The organism is Tolumonas osonensis, from assembly GCF_014202415.1.
In the GTDB taxonomy this organism is placed as follows: domain Bacteria; phylum Pseudomonadota; class Gammaproteobacteria; order Enterobacterales; family Aeromonadaceae; genus Tolumonas; species Tolumonas osonensis.
The window spans coordinates 76,839-97,765 of sequence record NZ_JACHGR010000008.1; the positions used below are offsets into that span (position 1 = coordinate 76,839).

Annotated in this window: 19 protein-coding genes; 12 read left to right on the top strand and 7 right to left on the bottom strand. The window is 56.7% G+C overall.

Going from position 1 to position 20,927, the window contains the following annotated elements:
* Positions 1 to 43: 43 nt before the first annotated feature.
* Together HNR75_RS11960 and HNR75_RS11965 are read right to left on the bottom strand one after the other, a co-directional pair.
* Positions 44 to 565, bottom strand: coding sequence for an iron transporter (locus HNR75_RS11960; RefSeq protein ID WP_188027217.1), 522 nt, complete (start codon positions 563 to 565; stop codon positions 44 to 46).
* Between the two features lie 2 nt (positions 566 to 567).
* Complete coding sequence (locus tag HNR75_RS11965) at positions 568 to 2,487, bottom strand: FTR1 family protein (RefSeq protein ID WP_188027218.1); 1,920 nt, start codon at positions 2,485 to 2,487, stop codon at positions 568 to 570.
* Between the two features lie 288 nt (positions 2,488 to 2,775).
* Between HNR75_RS11965 and HNR75_RS11970 the strand changes: the two genes are divergently transcribed.
* On the top strand, positions 2,776 to 2,997 hold the full coding sequence (locus HNR75_RS11970; protein WP_188027219.1) for a hypothetical protein: 222 nt from the start codon (positions 2,776 to 2,778) through the stop codon (positions 2,995 to 2,997).
* 98 nt (positions 2,998 to 3,095) lie between these two features.
* Here HNR75_RS11970 and kdgT read toward each other — a convergent pair whose 3' ends face one another.
* From kdgT to kdgR, 3 genes are all read right to left on the bottom strand, one after another.
* On the bottom strand, positions 3,096 to 4,094 hold the full coding sequence (kdgT, locus tag HNR75_RS11975) for a 2-keto-3-deoxygluconate transporter (RefSeq protein ID WP_188027220.1): 999 nt from the start codon (positions 4,092 to 4,094) through the stop codon (positions 3,096 to 3,098).
* Between the two features lie 176 nt (positions 4,095 to 4,270).
* A complete protein-coding gene (locus HNR75_RS11980) occupies positions 4,271 to 4,753 on the bottom strand; it encodes a NanQ anomerase/TabA/YiaL family protein (RefSeq protein WP_188027221.1) in 483 nt (160 codons plus the stop codon).
* 220 nt (positions 4,754 to 4,973) lie between these two features.
* On the bottom strand, positions 4,974 to 5,783 hold the full coding sequence (gene kdgR, locus HNR75_RS11985) for a DNA-binding transcriptional regulator KdgR (RefSeq protein ID WP_188027222.1): 810 nt from the start codon (positions 5,781 to 5,783) through the stop codon (positions 4,974 to 4,976).
* A gap of 232 nt (positions 5,784 to 6,015) precedes the next feature.
* Between kdgR and kdgK the strand changes: the two genes are divergently transcribed.
* From kdgK to HNR75_RS12010, 5 genes are all read left to right on the top strand, one after another.
* Complete coding sequence (kdgK, locus tag HNR75_RS11990) at positions 6,016 to 6,954, top strand: 2-dehydro-3-deoxygluconokinase (protein WP_188027223.1); 939 nt, start codon at positions 6,016 to 6,018, stop codon at positions 6,952 to 6,954.
* A gap of 17 nt (positions 6,955 to 6,971) precedes the next feature.
* Complete coding sequence (locus tag HNR75_RS11995; RefSeq protein ID WP_188027224.1) at positions 6,972 to 7,595, top strand: bifunctional 4-hydroxy-2-oxoglutarate aldolase/2-dehydro-3-deoxy-phosphogluconate aldolase; 624 nt, start codon at positions 6,972 to 6,974, stop codon at positions 7,593 to 7,595.
* Positions 7,596 to 7,886: 291 nt separating this feature from the next.
* Positions 7,887 to 8,723, top strand: a complete 837-nt coding sequence (gene kduI / locus HNR75_RS12000; RefSeq protein WP_188027225.1) for a 5-dehydro-4-deoxy-D-glucuronate isomerase — start codon at positions 7,887 to 7,889, stop codon at positions 8,721 to 8,723.
* Between the two features lie 125 nt (positions 8,724 to 8,848).
* On the top strand, positions 8,849 to 9,610 hold the full coding sequence (gene kduD, locus HNR75_RS12005) for a 2-dehydro-3-deoxy-D-gluconate 5-dehydrogenase KduD (RefSeq protein ID WP_188027226.1): 762 nt from the start codon (positions 8,849 to 8,851) through the stop codon (positions 9,608 to 9,610).
* Between the two features lie 122 nt (positions 9,611 to 9,732).
* Positions 9,733 to 10,641, top strand: coding sequence for a Gfo/Idh/MocA family protein (locus tag HNR75_RS12010; RefSeq protein WP_188027227.1), 909 nt, complete (start codon positions 9,733 to 9,735; stop codon positions 10,639 to 10,641).
* A gap of 27 nt (positions 10,642 to 10,668) precedes the next feature.
* Here HNR75_RS12010 and HNR75_RS12015 read toward each other — a convergent pair whose 3' ends face one another.
* Positions 10,669 to 11,553 carry an acyltransferase gene (locus tag HNR75_RS12015; RefSeq protein WP_188027228.1) on the bottom strand — a complete coding sequence of 295 codons (885 nt, stop codon included), beginning with the start codon at positions 11,551 to 11,553 and terminating at the stop codon, positions 10,669 to 10,671.
* Positions 11,554 to 11,808: 255 nt separating this feature from the next.
* Here HNR75_RS12015 and HNR75_RS12020 point away from each other — a divergent pair, with 255 nt between their 5' ends.
* From HNR75_RS12020 to HNR75_RS12035, 4 genes are read left to right on the top strand one after another with little or no spacing between them, the layout of a single operon-like run.
* Entirely contained in the window at positions 11,809 to 13,641 is a 1,833-nt protein-coding gene (locus HNR75_RS12020) for a cation:proton antiporter (RefSeq protein ID WP_188027229.1), read from the top strand.
* Entirely contained in the window at positions 13,638 to 14,543 is a 906-nt protein-coding gene (locus HNR75_RS12025) for an AAA family ATPase (RefSeq protein WP_188027230.1), read from the top strand. The genes HNR75_RS12020 and HNR75_RS12025 overlap by 4 nt, the downstream gene beginning before the upstream one ends.
* The gene (locus HNR75_RS12030; protein WP_188027231.1) at positions 14,540 to 15,517 is read left to right on the top strand and encodes a DUF58 domain-containing protein; all 978 of its coding nucleotides are present in this window, start codon (positions 14,540 to 14,542) and stop codon (positions 15,515 to 15,517) included. The genes HNR75_RS12025 and HNR75_RS12030 overlap by 4 nt, the downstream gene beginning before the upstream one ends.
* Positions 15,504 to 17,504 carry a transglutaminase TgpA family protein gene (locus HNR75_RS12035; RefSeq protein ID WP_188027232.1) on the top strand — a complete coding sequence of 667 codons (2,001 nt, stop codon included), beginning with the start codon at positions 15,504 to 15,506 and terminating at the stop codon, positions 17,502 to 17,504. Before HNR75_RS12030 ends, HNR75_RS12035 begins: the two co-directional genes overlap by 14 nt.
* On the opposite strand, the gene HNR75_RS12040 is transcribed toward HNR75_RS12035, so the two are convergent.
* Positions 17,505 to 17,864, bottom strand: coding sequence for a DMT family protein (locus HNR75_RS12040; RefSeq protein WP_015880093.1), 360 nt, complete (start codon positions 17,862 to 17,864; stop codon positions 17,505 to 17,507).
* Between the two features lie 171 nt (positions 17,865 to 18,035).
* Here HNR75_RS12040 and HNR75_RS12045 point away from each other — a divergent pair, with 171 nt between their 5' ends.
* Positions 18,036 to 19,460 carry an alkaline phosphatase gene (locus HNR75_RS12045; RefSeq protein WP_188027233.1) on the top strand — a complete coding sequence of 475 codons (1,425 nt, stop codon included), beginning with the start codon at positions 18,036 to 18,038 and terminating at the stop codon, positions 19,458 to 19,460.
* 21 nt (positions 19,461 to 19,481) lie between these two features.
* Complete coding sequence (locus HNR75_RS12050) at positions 19,482 to 20,852, top strand: alkaline phosphatase (RefSeq protein WP_188027234.1); 1,371 nt, start codon at positions 19,482 to 19,484, stop codon at positions 20,850 to 20,852.
* The last annotated feature ends 75 nt before the right edge of the window (positions 20,853 to 20,927 follow it).

Here is a 20,927-nt window from a genome sequence, read left to right on the forward strand (position 1 = left end):
TATCTCAGATAATTACGTCAGACTGCTGCCAGCCGATTACGACTTATAAGCCGGTGTATTTGAAGGTGTAGCTGACATCAAACGGTTTCCACCAGCGGCCAACGCCGGTTTCCTTGTCGGTATGACGGTGCATGCCTGCCTTTGCCGGCGGATCGATGCGGTAGGTCACCTTGTAGTTACCAACGCCCATCATCTTGATATTGGCGCCGTAATGCGGACCGTCACCGGCGACCATCGGCATGAAGGTACCCTGCTGGGATTTGCCGGTATCGGTGTTGGTCAGGGTGTAATTGATGGTCAGGTAAGGGATCCACTCCCCGGCACCAAAGCCATTCTTGTTGCCTTCGACCGCGTGAATATCGGCTTCCAGATGAACATCCGACTGCGCGGCCGGCAAGCCCATGCCCCGCGGTTCCATGTCGATCGGCTGCAGGTAAACCGCGGCGATCTCCATTTCATTGATGATGATCGGTTCCCCGGCCGGGTATTCCTGGAAGGCCAGGGCCGCCGGTGCCGCCATCAGACCCGAGAGCAGCGTTGCAGTACAGAATGGGTTGAACTTCATGGTTATCTTTCCTTAGTGAGAGTGGAATTGCCTTGTTGTTTGATGCGCCACAGCGCGAACAGCGCCGCCAGCACTAATATCAACTGTGGAATCAGGGTTTCGGCATAGGGATAAATGCCCAGCCAGGAAACCTGCGGAATGAACGCGAACAGGGTCGGCTGGAAAATCTTGCCTTCGATCAGCTCTAGCACCCCTTTGCCGGCGAAGACAAACGCCATCAGATACATGAAACTGCCGGTAAACAGGAAGAAGGGTTTCAGCGGCAGTTTCACCACGCTGTAACGCATCAGGAAAAAGATAATCGTCAGCGCCACGGCGCCCACGCCCATGCCGGCGAACACCAGACCGGCCGTTGCCGGCGTTTTCGCCTCGGCCAGCAGTGCATAGTAAAAGAGCACGGTCTCCGCCCCTTCACGGTATACCGCCAGGAAGCTGGTAAACCACAGCCCCCACAGCGAACCACGGGACAGCGACAGATTCAGTTTGCCTTCCAGATAGGCTTTCCAGCGATGCGCCTCCACCTTGGCCAGCAGCCAGTAACTCATGCCGAACAGGATGACGACGGCAATCAGCATGGTGACCCCTTCCAGGATCTCCCGGCTGGCACCGGAGCCGGTAAACAGCCACTGGAACAGCACCGCCGTGACCAGGCTGGCGGCCAGCGCGATCCAGACCGACTGGCGGATCAGCGGCAACTTGTCCTGATGACCGTTTTTGATCAGATAGGCGACAATCGCGGCCACAATCAGCAAGGCTTCCAGCCCTTCGCGCAACAGGATCAGCAGACTGGAAATGAACAGCCCCCAGCCGGTGCCGCTATCCTGCTGCAGACGTTCCACCGCGGTCTGCAGATCCTGTGCCAGCCCCAGCTGCTGCTGTTGCAGCGCCGCCAGCGGACTGCCGGATTTCATCAGACTGACCATGCGGGTGAAGTAGCCTTCCAGCTGCGCCTTGAAGTTGCTGTCCGCCGCACCGATCCGGTTTTCCATCCCACTGGCTTCAAACAGATCAAAATAGCTGTCCTGCACACTCAGCATCGCACCTTGGGCGTCACCCTGCTGATACTGGCCGATGGCAGCGGTAATAGCCTGATTGATCTGTTCCCTGACGGCGGCCCAGTCCTGATTCTGGTTCTCTGCCGTCGCCTCCGACTGTGTGCCGGCCGACGGTTCCTGCGGCTGCACGGCATCGGCCGGCACCGGCAGTGACGCCAGCTGGTCACTTAGATCCTGCAGCAGCACCGTCACCTGATAGCTGATGTCGTTCAGCTTGTCCGGCTGGCGCGTCAACGCGATCAGATTGCTGAATTGCGCATTGATATCAGCAGCAGCTTTCGCCGACACCTGCAGACGCAACTGCGTTTCCAGTTCATTATTTTTGAAACCGTCGTACTGGGCTTTCTGCACCAGCTGACTGGCCTCGGTATAGCGTTGCTGCTGATATGCCGTGATGGCCTGCGCCAGCAGATCTTCCGTCAGCCGGAACTGCTGCGGCCAGTAGCCATCGCTCGTCTGGGCCAGCGTATCGTGAGTACTTTCCGCCGTGAGCTGATGACCGCCTTCCAGCACCGGCAGCACACTGTCCAGATCCTGTTTCAGTTCCGCAATCGCCGCCGTCACCGCATCCTGCGGTTGCTGCGCCGTCATCTGCTGGCGGATGGCACCGAACTTCGCTTCCATCTGATAGCTGCGTTTTGCAGAGAGATTGATGCGGATCGGCCCTTCCAGATTTTCGAATACCTCGAAGTAGGCCAGCTGGACACTCTGCCGCGCCGCCTGCACCTCGCCCTGCCGGTACTGCTGTTCTGCCTGCGTCAGACGCTGCTGAATCTCGTGTACCCATGCCTGATAGTCCGGCGTGGCACTGACGGCAGCGCTGCACCAGAGATAAAAAACAACAAAACTGAAGATGATTTTTTTCATGATAATGCGAATTACTATCAATATTATTCTCAATAATATCGTCAGACCGCCGCAAATCACAACGAATAATTTTAAAATGACCGCAAAAAATGACCGCAGACAGCGTCGGAGGAAGGAATAAACGAACACGAACGAAGCCGGATTAACCCTGAAATAAGCAAGGATTAACATTCCGGCGATGAGGCGCTTGCCCCGCTCCGGGGCGGACGTTAGGCTTGCCTGACTGCACGTGCTGAGCAGGATTTCAGTGCGCTATGTCAGGAAATAAAAAATGTCAGGAGAGACAAAATGAAACGCTACTTACCCCGTCTGATGTTCATCGCCACGGCCATGGTTTACTGGCCATCAATGGCTCTGGCTGCCGATGCTGATCCGGTGCCGCTGGACTGCGATCCATCCTCAGATTGCCAACCTATCGACCCTTGTGCAATGGCGCCGGAAAGATGTCAGGAACCGACTATTCCGACCACCCCACCGCCACCATTGCCTGATTCATCCGAAGATCAATAATCTCTGGCCGTCAGCACGATGCGGCCCGGATCCAGGAATAAAAAAGCCGGTCTGAGGACCGGCTGAACATGACGCACACATCTTGGGGTGAACGGAAATCAGTGCATCTCGGCTGTTAGCTTCCCTTTGCCGGCGGCATTGGTTTGTACCGGATTGCCCATCCGTTTGGCATACATCGCAGTCAGGATCGGCACCAGAATCGAGGTCACGATAACGCAGGTAGCAACCAGAGCCGTAGCCGCCGGTGCAATCTTGGCAAACGCCGGATTCATCTGCGCGATAATGACCGGATTCGCCACCGCCGCACCCGCGGTAGAGGACGCCGCCAGACCCGCCGTACCGTTACCGCCACCGATTAAGCGGTCAGCAATAATCAGCGGAATCCCGGTGACCACAATCACCAGCAGACCCATCACAATACCTAACAGACCGGTATCCAGAATCACGCCCAGATTGATGGTGTTGCCCAGCGCGAAGCCGAAGAACGGGATCAGAGTCTGGGTGGCACGGCTGAAGAATTCACGCAGGTCGTGATCCAGGTTACCCAGCGCAAAACCCACCAGGAATGGCAGCACCGCGCCGACAAAATGATGGGGCTGGAAAGAAGCCAGACCGGCGGAACCCAGGATCACCATGGTCATCAGCGGGCCGGATTCAACCGACATCAGCACGAACGCGCCGGACTCTTCTTTTGAACCATACTGGTTCATCAGGCTGGCATACAGACCGCCATTGGTCATGTCCATCGCCGAAACCAGCGCCAGTGTGGACAGGCCGGCCAGCATACCCACTTCAATGCCGTATTCCGGCAGTAATTGCGCCGCGATCAGCGCCACCACCCAGGCCACCGCGATTTTGGTCACCACCAGAGTGCCGGATTTACGCAGGACCGTACCGGTGGCCCGTAAATCAATGGACGCGCCGATACAGAAGAACCATACGGACAGAATGGGCAGCGTGCCGGTGATGATGCCTTTAGTGAATGACCCGAAATATTCGGCCGTACCTGGCGCCGCAGTGTGCAGAATCGCACCCAGCAGCAGTGGAACTAACATCAATCCGCCAGGAACGCGGTCTATCGTTGCTTTGATCTTCATATCTGAAATTCTCCGTCGGATGCTGCCAGAGCAGACATCACGTTGCAGTCAGCACCGGCACAAGACGTGTCGGTACCGCGGAAATTCTCACGATCAACGGCAGGTTATTCGCGAAAACCACCAGCTTCGCCGGCATGGACACAGGCCCAATTCAGCCACGTATTAACTAAAAATGTTTACAGCCAGGTCGACTGTGCCAGCCAGTTCTTGTGGATCTTGAACACGGCTTTACGCACTTTCGCCGGCGCGCCGACGCTGCACAGCGGACGGTGCAGTTCGCCCGGATAGAACACCACAAAATCACCGGTTTTCATGTTCACCTGGTTTTCGGCATGGGCATCCTCGGTGAAATAGAGATCCGGTTTCTCCGGCGCGTAGTTTGCCGGATCGGCCAGCAGCGGACCGACCGCCATCCCTTCGACGCCATCCAGTACCAGCTGGATATCGAGATACTGCTGATGAAATTCGTTGCGTAATTCGGCTTCAGGACGGGTGTCATTGGTCGACAGCATATAGAACAGCTGATCGCCTTCCAGCTCGTAACGGCCATCCGGCTGTGCCTGCAGGGCCTCCAGACTCAGTTCCGGACGGCTCAGCAGATGCTGCAGGGCTGCCGGCAGCATCGCCTGTGACAGAAATTTCGCATTACCAAAGATCATTTACACACTCCTGTTCTCAGTGAATGTGCGCACTTTACCGGTGTCAAAGAATTTATGAAATGATGTAGCTCACAAAATGAAACGCTGTTTTGTTTTTATTAATAACCGTACGGCATTGGCGATAGACAAATGACAACGCCACCGGCAAAAACGGATTCAATCAGCGAAATGAAGGGGAGGACGCGGCCTGCCGGACAGCGGCAGGCGCAGGGAACACGGCTCAGGCTGCCGGGAACGGATAGCGGGGCAGGCCCAGTTGCAGCGAGATATTGGCTGCCGCCTGATGCAGAATCGAGACGTAATGCATCAGCTGATTATCATCAAAACGGATGGTCGGGAACGAGATACTCAGGCCCGCGATCACGTGGCCGAAACGGTCATACACCGGCACGGCGACACAACGCAGCCCCTCTTCCTGCTCTTCCCGATCCTCGCTGAACCCATGTTCGCGCACCTGTGCCAGTTCGGCCAGCAGCGCATCGACATTCGCCAGCGTATGCGGGGTTTTCACTTCAAATGTCACCGGCTCCAGGATTTCACGCACTTCACGCTCATCCTGCCAGGCCAGCAGCACCTTGCCGATCGCGGTGCTGTACAGCGGGTTACGGCGGCCCACACGCGAGTACATGCGCAGGTTGTACTGCGAATCAATCTTGTGCAGATAGACAATGCTTTCGTCTTCCATGGCACCCAGATGGATGGTTTCCCGGGTCTCTTTGGAGAGGATCCGCATCTGCTGATCCGCAATCCGGATCAAATCGACATGCTGCAGCGCCTTCGCCCCGAGGTCGAACAGTTTCAGGGTCAGTGAGTACTTGTCGTTTTCCCCTTCCTGGCGGACATAGCCCAGCGATTTCATGGTCTGCAGAAAACGGTAGACCGTACTCTTCGACATCATGACGCGCTGCGACAGCTCGGTGACCCCGATTTCATGTTCATCGCCCAGCGCCTGCAAAATACCGAATACCTTGAGTACCGACGACACAGAATCCTGTTGTTTGGAAAAATCGTTCACTGCCACCTCTGCCATGAATAATAAAAACTGCTGCCGCCACATCTTATGCAAAGCCGGATGCTGGCGCAAATCAGCAACTGGGGAACGGAGCCTGATTTTTCATCATTGTTCACAATTCCTGCAACTGCATGTTACAAAATTTTTGAACCATACCCCACAAAAATAAAACCATGTTTTATTTTGTTTGACACCGCAGTTTGATTAGCTAAGCTAAGTATGTTTTTTAAACACAACGTGAGAGATACCCATGGATACTCTGAACATCGCCATCATTGGTGAATGTATGGTGGAATTACAACGTCAGGATAATGATATCCGGCAGGGGTTTGGTGGCGACACCCTCAATACTGCAGTCTATCTGGCCCGTCAGCTGCCGGCCGGCGCTGGCAAAGTGCATTATGTCACCGCACTGGGGACCGATAACTTCAGTCAGAGCATGATCGATGCCTGGCAGCAGGAAGGCGTGGATACCTCGCTGGTACAGCGTATGGGCAACAAAATGCCGGGGCTGTATTTCATTGATACCGACAGCCACGGCGAACGCAGTTTTTCTTACTGGCGCAGCGACGCAGCCGCCAAATACTGGCTTGAAACCGAGCAAACTGATGCTGTCCTGGCACAGCTGATGAAGATGGATGTGATTTACCTGAGCGGCATCAGTTTGGCGATTTTGAGCCCGGCCAGCCGTCAGCGCCTGTTCGATTTTCTGGCGACCTTCCGCGCCCAGGACAACCGTCGTGTGGTGTTTGACAACAACTACCGCCCTCGCCTGTGGCAGAGCCGGGAAGAGACCCAGCAGTGCTACCAGCAGATGCTGGCTCTGACCGACATCGCCTTCCTGACCCTGGATGATGAAGATGCCCTGTGGGGTGAACGTCCGCTGGCCGAGGTCATCGACCGGACCCAGTCGCTGGGTGTCAGTGAAATCGTCATCAAACGCGGTTCGCAGCCTTGTGTGATTGTCAGCAAGAACGGCGTACAGGAAGAAGTCGCCGCGCAGAAGATCAGCAATGTGGTGGACACCACCGCGGCCGGTGACTCTTTCGGCGCTGGTTATCTGGCCCGTCGTCTGCAACAAGGCAGCACCACCGAATCAGCCATGCAGGGCCACCGTCTGGCTGGCACCGTGATCCAGTACCGCGGCGCCATTATCCCTGCTGACGTTATGCCGTCATCATCCCTTTAATTTTCTCAGGAGAAGTCATGTCTACATTAGTTGAACGTCTGCAAGCACTGAAAATCATTCCGGTTATTGCCATTAAGAATGCGGACGATGCAGTTGAACTGGGCCGTGTCCTGGTTGAAAACGGCATGCCAAGCGCCGAAATTACCTTCCGTACCCCGGCTGCAGCCGAAGCCATCCGCCGCATGCGTGCCGCCTTCCCGGAGATGCTGATCGGTGCCGGTACCGTGCTGACCACCGCACAGGTGGATGAAGCCATCAATGCAGGTGTGGATTTCATCGTCAGCCCAGGCTTTAACCCGACCACCGTGCGTTACTGCCAGCAACGCGGCGTGGCGATTGTGCCGGGCGTGAACAACCCGAGCCTGGTGGAACAGGCGATGGAAATGGGTCTGAGCATGCTGAAATTCTTCCCGGCGGAACCGTCCGGCGGCGTGAACATGCTGAAAGCCATGTCTGCGGTCTATCCGGTGAAATTCATGCCGACCGGCGGTGTGACTCCGGAAAACGTGAAAACCTATCTGGGTCTGAAAACCGTGGTCGCCTGTGGCGGCACCTGGATGGTTCCGGCTGATCTGATTGATAACAAAGAGTGGGACAAAATCGGTCAGCTGGCCAAGGAAGCGATGGCGGCCCTGGCATAACCGACCCCGCTTTTTCGTCAGTCATCACGGCCATCCCGTTCCCGCGGGGTGGCCGTTTGTTTTTGTCTTTCCGATGGTGCTCCGGTGACGCTTTTTACGCAGCCTGCGTCATCTCACAATTTTAATGAAACGCTGTTTTATTTTTATTGATTGATCGTTTTGATCTATCTATTATCTCTTCATGCCGTACGCAGCGGCACTCTGAGAGGCTATCTCACCAGGACGGGCAGTGACTCCAGCCTGATAGATAGTCTCTTCATTCAGGGTCATACCTATTGAAGAGGTCTCATTATGCAAGTGCGTCACAATATCCATCCGGACCACGCCAAACAATTCGATACCGCCGGGTTACGCAAGGAATTCCTGATTGAGAAGCTGTTTCTCGCGGACGATATCAGCCTGACCTACAGCCACATCGACCGCATCATCGTCGGTGGCGTAATGCCGGTGGCACAGACCGTGGTGTTAAGCCCGGAACTGGGCAAGCAGGTGGGCGTGTCTTACCTGCTGGAGCGCCGTGAACTGGGTCTGATCAACGTCGGCGGAGCGGGTGTGGTCACCGTTGCCGGTCAGGCTTACGCAATCGGCAATCAGGAAGCGCTGTACATCGGCATGGGCAATCCGGACGTGAGTTTTGCCAGCGTGGACGCCGCGCAGCCGGCCAAGTTTTACCTGAACTGCGCCCCGGCGCATACCACTTATCCGACCCGCAAGGTGACCCAGGCCGAAGCCAAACCGGTGACGCTGGGCGACAACGCGACCGGTAACCGCCGCACCATCAACAAATATCTGGTGCCGGACGTGCTGCCAACCTGCCAGCTGGTGATGGGCCTGACCCGCCTGGAAGAAGGCAACATGTGGAATTCCATGCCGTGCCATACCCATGAGCGCCGCATGGAGGTCTATTTCTACTTCGATATGACCGAAAACGACACCGTGTTCCATTTCATGGGTGAACCGCAGGAAACCCGTCATCTGCTGGTGCATAACGAGCAGGCCGTATTGTCACCAAGCTGGTCGATCCACTGTGGCGTCGGCACCCGTCGCTATACCTTCATCTGGGGTATGGTCGGTGAAAACCAGGTGTTTGATGACATGGACCATATCGCGATCCGCGATTTGCGCTAACCCTAATTCCCGGTCGCCCGGACTGACGCTGTGGCCACCAAAACTGTTTTTTCCGTATTGCCGGCCGACGCCTTAGCCAACGCCAACCATAACGGGCAGTACGGACTGTTAAGTGGAGAAACATCATGATCCTGAATGCATTCGATCTGAGTGGCAAAGTGGCCATCGTCACCGGTTGTGACACCGGTTTAGGTCAGGGTATGGCGGTGGGTCTGGCGCAGGCCGGCTGTGATATCGTCGGTATCAACATCGTCGAACCGGTGGATACCATTGCCAAAGTCGAAGCGCTGGGACGCAAGTTCCTCAGCCTGAAAGCGGATGTCAGCAAGATTGACGAACTGCCGCAGTTGATCGATCAGGCGGTCACCACCTTTGGTCACGTCGATATTCTGGTGAATAACGCCGGCATCATCCGCCGTGAAGACGCGATCAAGTTCAGCGAAAAGGACTGGGACGATGTCATGAACATCAACGTGAAGAGCGTGTTCTTCATGTCGCAGACCGTGGCGAAACAGTTCATTGCGCAGGGTACCGGCGGCAAGATCATCAACATCGCCTCCATGCTCTCCTATCAGGGCGGTATCCGCGTGCCTTCCTATACCGCCTCCAAAAGCGGCGTGATGGGCATCACCCGGCTGATGGCCAACGAATGGGCGAAAGAAGGCATCAATGTCAACGCGATTGCTCCGGGCTACATGGCGACCAACAACACCGCGCCCCTGCGTGCCGATGAGAAGCGCAGCAACGAGATCCTGGAGCGTATTCCGGCCAGCCGCTGGGGCACCCCGGAAGATCTGATGGGCCCGATCGTGTTCCTCGCCTCCCCTGCGTCGGATTACATCAACGGCTATACCATCGCCGTCGATGGTGGCTGGTTGGCCCGTTAAGGCAAAAGTGTCTTACCGGTAACAGAAAAGCAGACGGATCTTGCCGTACCCAACTTTCGGTCTTGCTTCTCTGTTACCGGTATTACTACCATGCTGTTTTCGGATCATCACAGGGAGACAGCATGCGCAAGTTACGGGTAGGTATAGTCGGCTTAGGTGGTATCGCGCAGAAGGTCTATCTGCCGATCTTATCCCAGGCGAAACACTGGGAACTGGTGGGCGCCTACACGCCGAATCAGCAAAAAAACTGCCTGCTCTGTCAGCAATACCGCATCGTCTCGTTCTATTCGCTGGATGAACTGGCCGCCAACTGCGATGTCGCCTTCGTGCACAGCGCCACCGCCGCGCATTACGAAATTGCTGACCACCTGCTGCGCAAAGGGCTGCACGTCTATATCGACAAACCACTGGCCGAGACCCTCGATCAGGCCGAAGCACTGGTGGAACTGGCCAACCAGCAACAGCGCACGCTGATGGTCGGATTCAACCGCCGCTTTGCGCCGTTCTATCAGACCATCAAGACCCAGATGCCCTGCGCCTCATCCGTCCGTTTTGAAAAACACCGCATCCACGGCATCGGCAATTCGCTGCGCTTCACCATGTTCGATGACTATCTTCATCTGCTGGATACTGTGCTCTGGCTGTGTGATGGCGATCTGTCACTGCTGGCCAGTCAGGTCAATGCCACCGTACTGGATGAGCTGGTGTTCGCCGGCCATGTCTTCCGCCATGACAACAAACTGATCACCACCGCCATGCACCGCGACGCCGGTACTCAGGCCGAAACGCTGGAGGTGATCACCCACGGCGCGGTCATGCGCGTGCGCGATCTGAACCGGCTGGAAGAGGAACGGGATGGCAAGATCCATGTCACCACCGCCGGCAGCTGGCAGACCATTCTGGAACTGCGCGGCTTTGTACCGATGGTGGAACACTATCTGGAATGCGTCGCCAATCAGACGACACCACTGGTGACCGGTGAACAGGCGCTGATGGCGCAGCGCTGGCTGGAAAAGTTATTGGCGGAATAAAAGAAAACGAAGGAAAAAAATGAGCGCCTAGCGCTCATTTAACAACTGATCTTTTTTCTCCCAGACACCGCTCAGCCACTGCTGGAAACCGCGCTTGAACGGTTTGTCTTTCATGTAATCGCCGCGCTGCACCTCGGTCACCGGGATCTCTTCAATCCAGACCTGAATGCGGGTCAGACGGCCGGTCAGCATGTCATGGAACGGGCGCGCCTCGTTATCCGGATAGGCCAGCGTCACGTTGACAATCTTCTCGAACTGTTCACCCAGCACATTGATCGCCATCGCCAGACCGGCCGGTTTCGGCGTCAGCAGGTGCTGATACGGCGATTTGGTCTCTTCGCGTTTTGCCGGGGTAAAGCGGCTGCCTTCGACGAAGTTGATCACCGTGGTCGGAATGGTGCGGAACTTGGCACAGGCTTCGCGTGCGGTGGTGACATCCTTGCCGCGCAACGCCGGATTTTTCAGCAGCTGCTGGCGGGTATAGCGGCGCATGAACGGCATATCCAGCCCCCAGCAGGCCAGTCCGACAAACGGCACATACAGCAGGTCCTGTTTCAGGAAAAACTTCGGCACCGGCAGACGGTTACGGAAAATATCACCGATCAGCACGATATCCGCCCAGCTCTGATGATTACAGATCACCATATGCCAGCCGTGACGGTTCAGGTTGGTGGAATCATGTACTTCCCACTCCACCCGGTTCACCAGCCGCAGCATCAGCGCATTGCCGCACAGCCAGCCATACATCACATAGTTACAGCCGCGGGTCAACACATGCCGGATCGCCGCGACCGGCACCAGCAATTTCAGCAGGGCCATAACGCCAATCAGCAAAGAAACCAGCGCAGTATTCAGGATCACCATGGAAACACTGAACACCATCAGGATAAATCCGGGAAGGAACGACAGCATAATGAGTAAAAATCAGTCCGCAGGGTTAAAGTCTTCCGGCCGCAAGGCCGTTCAAAAGCGCGCATTATCGCTGCAAGATCGCAGCAGGTGAAGTCAGAAATCGACTTTTTGATGATTTCCCTCTGTGGCCATCCCTATCCTCAACCGTTCTTTTTTACCTGATCATCTCCGTTTGAACCGATTACGTGCAAATACCACTGCATCTGCGCATAATGAATATTCGTCTTGATCGCTCAGAGATAAGGAGAACGCATTATGTTCGCATTATATCTGGCATCCGTGGTGGGCTTCGCGGTTTTAGCCCAATGGTTAGCCTGGAGTTTGCGGGTTCCCGCTATTTTACTATTGCTGATCACGGGTTTATCTCTCGGTGCCTGGCCGGCAGCACCATCGCCGGATTTGTTGCTAGGTGATTTACTGTTTCCCATTATTTCTCTGTCTGTGGCGGTTATTCTGTTTGAAGGGGCACTGACGCTGAAACTGAAGGACCTGAAAGGGATCGGACATGTAGTTCGTAATCTTTGTTCCATCGGCGTTTTAGCCACATTTTCGGTAATAGCACTGGCCAGTTATCTGATCATGGATCTGGACTGGCGGGTGGCCACCTTACTGGGAGCCGTCCTGACGGTAACGGGACCTACAGTGATCGCCCCCATGCTCAGCATCATCCGTCCGAAAAAAGAAATTGACCGGATACTGCGTTGGGAGGGAATTGTGATTGACCCTATCGGCGCCCTGTTTGCAGTACTGGTATTCGAAGGCGTGACGTTGAGCCAGCACAGTGATCTCCTCAGCCATACCCTGCTTGCTTTAGGTAAGACCTTACTGGTGGGCTGTTCACTGGGCGTTGCCATGGGGTGGTTCACCACCCACCTGATCCGTCGGAAATGGCTACCACATGAACTGCATAAATTTGGTGTACTGGCGATCGTATTGCTGACCATGACCCTTTCCAACCATCTGAGCGAAGAGTCCGGTCTGCTGGCAGTCACCATTCTTGGAATCTGGATGGCCAATCAGGACGATCTGGAAATCGATGCGATTCTGGAGTTCAAAGAAGACTTATCGATGATCCTGATCTCCGCCCTGTTTATCCTGCTGGCGGCCCGGCTCAATCTCGGCGATCTCTGGCAATTGGGTCCGATGGTGTTATTACTGATGATTGTGGTGCAGTTTATTGCGCGTCCATTCTGTATCTTTCTCTCAACCATCCGCTCCGGTTTATCATTCAAGGAAAAACTGCTGCTGAGCTGGATCGCCCCGCGTGGGATTGTTGCTGCCGCAGTCAGTTCGGTGTTTGCTCTCAGCCTGGAAGAAAACCGGGTCACTGATGCGGACAAGCTGGTACCACTGGTTTTTTCTGTCATCATTTCAACCGTCGTCCTGCAAAGCCTGACCAGCAGCTGGATTACCCGGCAATTAGAACTACGGCGCCCCAATCCCGAAACCATTCTGATCATAGGTGCAAATACGCTGGCAAGAGCCATTGGCAAGGCTCTGAATGAACTGAAAATACCAGTTTATCTGTCTGATCCGGCCTGGGAGAACTATAAGCTGGCGCGTGTTGCCGGATTGCCCTGTTATTACGGCAGCCCGCACTCAGAACAGGCTGAACGGTATATCCCCCAGCATGAAATCAGATATGTCCTGGCGTTATCTCCCAACCGGCAGTTGAATGCCTTAGGTATTCAGCACTTTGCTCATCTTTATGGAGAGGAACAGGTCTATTCACTGCCACCCAGTGACATGGAACAGAAGAAGAACCGCGACAGTGCCACATTCCGTTCGCGGCAGGTGCTGTTTGGTAAAGAGGTGACCTATTCTCGCCTGCGCAACATTATCGAGAATGGGGGAAAAGTAAAAGCCACCCGACTGGCAGAAGCCTTTTCATGGCAAGATTTTCTGCAAACCAATCATGATGCCATTCCGTTATTTGTGCTGAGTGACAAAGGGCTGGAATGTATCATCACAGCGGATAATCCGGTTCAGCCAACAGCAGGACAGACTGTGTTGTCGCTCTCACCGGCGAAAGAAGCTGTGCGTAATGAGAATAATATTGGCCAGACCAGAGGAGATTCTACATCATGACCATGCAGATGGACCGGATCCTTGAGACCCTGAACCGGGTGATTCTGGGAAAAGAAGCGGAGATCCGGCTGGCGGTGTGCTGTCTGCTGGCGAAGGGGCATCTGCTGATCGAGGATCTGCCCGGCATGGGGAAAACCACGCTGGCGCAGGCGCTGGCCACCGTGATGGGGCTGGACTATCAGCGGGTGCAGTTTACCTCCGATATGCTGCCGGCAGATCTGCTGGGCGTCACGGTGTTTGAACAGCAGAAAGAATTTGTCTTCCATCCCGGCCCGGTGTTTACCCAGGTGCTGCTGGCGGACGAGATCAACCGCGGCAGTCCGCGCACGCAAAGTGCCCTGCTGGAAGCCATGGCTGAACGCCAGGTCAGTATCGACCGGGAAACCCGCGCATTGCCGGTGCCGTTCTTCGTCATTGCCACGCAGAATCCGCAGGATCAGGCCGGTACCTATCCGTTACCGGAATCGCAGCTCGACCGGTTTCTGATGCGGATCGAACTGGGTTATCCCGATCAGGCCACCGAAAAACAGATGCTGCTGCAATCCACGGTAGCGCCGGTGACACCATTGCTGGACAGTCAGCAGTTGCAGTTGATGCAGTATCAGGTGGCCCAGGTGAACGTGGCCGATGCCGCGCTGGATTATCTGCTGCGGCTGGTGCATGAGAGCCGTTATGGCGGTGTCGCCCCGCATGCCCTGTCGCCGCGCGCCAGTCAGGCCCTGCTCAGTGCCGCCCGCGCCTGGGCCTGGATGGCCGGCCGCAATTACCTGCTGCCGGATGATATCCAGGCGGTCTTTGCCCCAGTGGCCGAACACCGGTTACGTAATGCCAGCGGCAGCATGATGGGCAACCGCAACAGCTTCAGCCGCGCCCTGCTGGAACGGGTGGATCCGGTACAATGAGCCTGTGGCAGCGATACCGGCGACACTGGCAACAGTACCGGGCCGACTGGCTGGATAAACGGATCCCGCCGGCCAGTCAGCTGCGTCTTGACCGGCATAACCTGTTTATCTTTCCCAGCCGCACCGGCTGGATTTATCTGGCGCTATGTGTGGCCATCTTTCTGCTCGGCTCCAACTATGAAAATAACCTGGTGCTGGCGCTGGCTTACCTGCTGTTCAGCCTGTTTGTGGTTTCCATCCCTTACTGTCACGCCAACCTGAGCGGCCTGCATCTGGAGGCCGTGACCCCGCAGGCTGTCTGCGCCGGCGAGCCGCTTCGCTTTCAGCTCCGACTGCACAGTGGCGCGCAGACCCGCCATGATCTGCAACTCACCGCCACCGGTGCCGTAGGGGAACATCTGCCGGCACTGACCGATCGCGACCAGCTCGGCGTCAGCTTTATCACCGGCCAGCGGGGCTGGTTACGTCCCGGCCGGCTGCGCCTGTCCAGCCAGTGGCCACTGGGGTTACTGGAGTGCTGGACCTTGCTGGATCTGCAGCAAATCGGACTGGTTTATCCGCAGCCGATGCTATGTGATATCCAGCTGCAGGCCGATGACCACGCCGGCGCCGGGACAACCAACGCCACCGCTGCGCGGCAGCACGGCGGCATGGACGAAATGCAGGGGCTCCGCCCCTACCGCCCGGGCGAGTCACTGAATCAGATCGCCTGGAAACAGGTCGCCCGTGGCCGGGGACTGGTCAGCAAGGAGTTTATGACGCCGGTTCCGGCCGAATGCTGGCTGGAGCTGCAGAAAACCCCGGGCGTGACGCTGGAGGAGCGGCTTTCCCGGCTCTGCTATCAGGTGCAGCAGCTGGCACAACAGCAGGTACAGTACGGCCTGCTGCTCGGTCCCCGCCGGATTGCACCGGGCAGCGGGGAAGCGCATCAAACCGCCTGTCTGACGGCACTGGCCTTGTATGAAAACAGCTGAACATCTTTTTCTCATTCCGGGGCGGCAAACCCTGAACTGGCTCAGTTTCAGTTATTTGCTGACCGTGCTGCCGCTGTACAGCGAACTGCATCCTGCCATTTACGGCTGCGCCCTGTTCATCGTCGGCTGGCGTTATGCCATTGCGCATGAGCGGCTGAAACCACCGGCGCCGCTGTTCAAGAATCTGCTGGCGCTGGCCGGCATCGCCTTTATCGCCTATTACTGGCGCAGCAACGGCCTGTTACCCGCCATGTTCAACCTGCTGGTGTTGGGCTGTACCCTGAAGTTTCTCGAATTCAGCAGCCGGCGACATCTCAGTCTGCATGTGTTATCGCTCTATTTCCTGATCGCGCTAGCCTTTATCTATCATCAGGGGGTTGGTATCACCCTGTATCTACTGCTGGTGATCGGGATCAACAGCATCGCGCTGCTGTCGGTGTATCAGGGCAATGGTTACCGGGCGCAATGGCAGCTGGGCGTCCGGCTGTTGCTGCAGAGCCTGCCGCTGATGGCGCTGCTGTTCCTGCTGGTGCCGCACGCCGGGCCGCTTTGGCGGCTGCCGGATATCAAGAGTGCCACCACCGGTCTGAATGACGAAGTAACGCCCGGCGATATCGCGCAGCTCTCCCGCTCCAGCGCGCTCGCCTTTCGCGCCAGTTTTGACGGCGCAGTGCCCCCGCCGCCGGCGCGTTACTGGCGGGCACTGGTGCATGAAGAGTTTGATGGCAAAACGTGGCGGGTGCATCCCGCACTGCAGCAGTGGCAGCAACAGCAGGCCCATCCGTTCACCGCGTCCGCTCCGCTGAAAAACCGGATCCGCTGGACCGGACCGGCCACCCGCTACCGGATTATCGCCGAACCCACCCAGCAGCACTGGCTGTACAGTCTGGATTTCTCCCGGCCGGAAACTGAAGACGTCTGGCTGACACCGGCCATGACGCTGTATGCCGCGCAGCCATTACAGCAAAAACGGCAGGTGCCGCTGACCTATTTTCCACAAACCGCGCCGCAAACCGCGTTAACGGAGCAGCAGCGACACATCAACCTGCAACTGCCGGCAGATCTCAACCCGCAGACCCATCTGCTGGCAACCGAGCTGCGCCTGCAATACCGCGACGACCGGGCCTTTGCCCAGGCGGCGATGCGCTATTTTGCCGGCAACGGCTTCCGTTACACGCTGGAGCCACCGGTGCTGTCGGGCAGCAATCAGATCGACGACTTCCTGTTTGGCAGTCGCCGCGGGTTCTGCGCGCATTTTGCCAGCAGCTTTACGTTCCTGCTGCGGGCAGCCGGTATTCCGGCGCGCATGGTGACCGGTTATCTGGGCGGGGAATATCACGAACAGGGCAACTATCTGAGTCTGTATCAGTTCGATGCCCATGCCTGGAGCGAGGTCTGGCTGGAGGGTCGCTGGCAGCGGTTCGACCCGACGCTGATGGTGGCGCCGGATCGCGCCAGCCGCAGTATTGATGACCTGTTACCGGCGGAAGAAACCCGCCTGCGCGATCCGTTCCGTCTGGCCAGTTACCGTCATCTGCTGTTGCTGGCCGAACTGCATGCGTTTCTGGCCGATATGGATTACCGCTGGACTTCCTGGGTGCTGAACTACAACAACCAGTCGCAGCAGAAACTGCTGCAGGATTTGTTCGGCAGCACGCTGTGGGGACGGCTGCTGGCCATGAGCGGTGGTTTGATTATGATGATCGGGCTGGCGCTCGGCATCAGCTGGCTGGGCAAAACACGCCAGCGGCGCGATCCGCTAGTGCACGCTTACCAGCAGGCCTGCCGCCAGCTGGAAAAACAGGGCATCCGCCGTGAACCGGGGGAAACGCCGCTGACGTTCGCGCAGCGCCTGCGGCAAGGCGCGCATCCGGCCAGTGCCATCCTGCAGCAAATCACGGAAATCTATCTGGCGGCCCGCTATGCCGGGGCGGACCAGGCGGCGGCTTGCCGCCAGATCCGGAAGTTGTGCCGCAAGCTGAGGTGATCAGATGGCGGCCATGATTTTTTCACGGAAGATGAAGAACACCGCCCCCAGCATGCACAGTGCCGCCCAGAGGTAGTCCAGCTTGATCTCTTCTTTCAGGTAAAACACCGAGAACGGCACGAAAATGCCCAGCGCGATCACTTCCTGCATGATCTTGAGCTGGCCGACACTCAGCGCGGTATGGCCGATGCGGTTCGCCGGCACCTGCAGCATGTATTCAAACAGCGCAATGCCCCAGCTCACGATGGCCGCGATGATCCACGGCTTGCTGCTCATGTCTTTCAGATGACCATACCAGGCGAAGGTCATAAATACGTTACTGCACATCAGTAACAGCATACTGGTTAAAACGGGATTCACGTCACACTCCGGTAGTTACAACGCCGCGGTTATAACGCCATTGCGCGGAAAAAGAAAGTGGCGAAAGAATAATCCTTTTCCAGCCATCACCAACTCATCACAAATCTGAAACCAAACCGTCATCCGTCTTAATTAACGTTTTATTTACATCTATATAATGGAGTCTCCACCATGAAGCGAATGACTTACCTGGCCGTCATGCTGACCGCCGGTTATTTCATGACTGGTTGCAACAGCGACAACGACAACACCACCAGCAGCGAAATCACCCAGCCAAAACACGTTCTGTTCTTTCTCGGTGATGGCATGGGGCTGACCACTCTGACCGCCTCCCGTATTTATTCTGTCGGCGAAGATGGCACCACCACGATTGATACCCTGCCGGAAACCGCCTTCATCAAAACCTATTCCAACGACTCACAGGTCACTGACTCGGCGCCTTCCATGGCCGCCTATATGACCGGGGTGAAAAGCAACAACGGTGTCATTTCCATGGATGCGGAAGCCACGCCGGAAGACGATTGCAGCAACAGCAAAGGCAGTGCCGTCACCACCCTGCTGGAACTGGCCAAAGCCAAAAGCTGGGGCACCGGTGTCGTCACCAGCACCCGCGTCACCCATGCCACGCCAGCTGCTACCTACGCGCATATCTGTAACCGCGATCTGGAAAATGACATTGCGGTACAACTGGTACCGGGTGGTGCCGGCTTCAACAGCAAACTGGCTGACGGCCTGGATGTTGTTCTGGGTGGCGGACGTAAACAGTTCTTCTCTGCCGCGAATCTGAGTGGCGGACGCAGTGACGGACGCGACCTGATCACGGAACTGAAAGCCAAGGGCTACACCTATGCCGGCACCAAAGCCGACATGACTGCGGCGGATAACAGCAAGAAGCTGATTGGCCTGTTTAACAACAGCCACCTTTCCTACGATCTGGATCGTCAGCAGGACAGCAGCTCTGTCGAGCCATCGCTGACCGAGATGACCGAAAAAGCCATCGATGTGCTCAGCCACAACAAAAAAGGCTTCTTCCTGATGGTGGAAGGTGGCCGCATCGACCACGCACTGCATGACACCAATGCCAAACGCGCCCTGCAGGATACTGTCGCCTTTGATCAGGCGATTGCAGCCGCGATCACCAAGATGAAAACCATCGATCCGGAACTGAAAAACACGCTGATTGTGGTCACCGCCGATCATGACCACACCCTGGTACTGAACGGTTACGCACAGCGTACCGGCAAAACCACCGATGGCCAGCCAGGTGTACTGGGGCTGGTGAAAAACTACTCGGGTGAGACGGCAGGCGAAGCCAGTGTCGATGCCGATGGCATGCCGTACTCCATCATTGGTTTCGGCAATGGCTCCAACCGGGTGAACGGTGCCCGCAATACCGTTGAAGCACTGACCGATGACACCGTTTCCGCCGACGATTACCGTCAGGAAGTGGTGGTCGAAGTCGGAAAACCGGGTAGCGAAACGCATGGCGGCACCGATGTCTTCCTCGGCGCAATGGGCATGGGTGCGGAGGATTTCCACGGTGTGATTGAAAACACCGCCGTGTTCGGCAAAGTGAAAACCATCGCGGGTCTGTAATTGGATATTCTGGAGAACATCATGTTAAAACCCTTATTACTGAGCAGCGTGGTTGCCTCTGCCTTATATGCACCGCTGTCATTCGCCGCGCCGGCCAAGAATGTCATTTTCTTCCTGGGTGACGGCATGGGCCCGACCACACTGACCGCGGCCCGCATCTACAAATACGGTGAAGCCGGCAATCTGCAGATGCAGGCGCTGCCGCGTACCGCCCGGATCAAGACCTATTCCAATGACGCCCAGACCACCGACTCTGCACCGTCCATGGCGGCATATATGACCGGCGTGAAGATGAACAACGAAGTCATCTCCATGAGCGCCGACACCATCGCCGTGGCACCGGGCAAGGACAGTAACGGCAACAAGACCGTGAATAACTGCACCGCGGATAACGGCACCGCCGCCACCACCCTGCTGGAGCTGGCCAAGGCACAGGGCAAAGGCACCGGCTCGGTGACCACCACCGAACTGACCCACGCCACCCCGGCGGCCACCTTCGCCCACATCTGCCACCGCGATACGCAGTATGACATCGCCGCGCAGGCCGTTCCCGGCGGTGCCGGTTTTAACAGTGCACTCGGTGACGGCGTGGATGTGCTGATGGGTGGCGGCGCCAACCACTGGACGCCGTATTCCGCCACCAACACCAAGGGCCGCACCGATGGCCGCGATCTGACCGCGGAACTGCAGACGCACGGTTATCGCTATGTCACGGATAAAACCGCTCTGCAGAGCGTAGATAGCAGCACCACCAAATTGCTGGGCCTGTTCAGCAAAACCTCGCATCTGGCGTATGAGCTGGATCGCGTCGCAGACAGCAGCAATCAACAGCCATCTCTGGCGGAGATGACCGCGAAAGCGATCGATATCCTGTCGAAAAATGACAAGGGTTATTTCCTGATGGTGGAAGGCGGTCGTATCGATCATGCGCTGCATGGCACCAATGCCAAACGCGCACTGGAAGATGCTGTAGCACTGGATGAGGCAGTCAAAACCGCGCTGGCGAAAGTCGATCTGACGGATACATTGATCGTGGTCACCGCCGACCATGACCACACCATGACCATGAATGGTTACTCTGCGAAAGGGAACCCGATCCTGGGTCTGGTGGCGGATAAAGACGGCAATCCGGCGACCGATGTCGATGGTCGTCCGTATACCACGCTGGTGTTCGGTAACGGCAGCAACCGCCCGGCAACCCGTCCTGATCTGACCAGCGAACAGGTGCAGGCGGATGATTATCTGCAGGAAGCGGGCATCCGTCTCTCTTCCGAAACCCACGGTGGTGGCGACGTGATGCTGTTTGCCGATGGCGCCGGTGCCAACAGCTTCAAAGGCACGATGGAAAACACTGCGGTCTTCTCACTGGTCAAAGCAGCCGCAGGTTATTAATCCGCGGTAACAGAATAACGCAGGGGCAGGACAGTACCGGACACGGTGTTGTCCCTCGCCCCCTGAGCAAGGAAA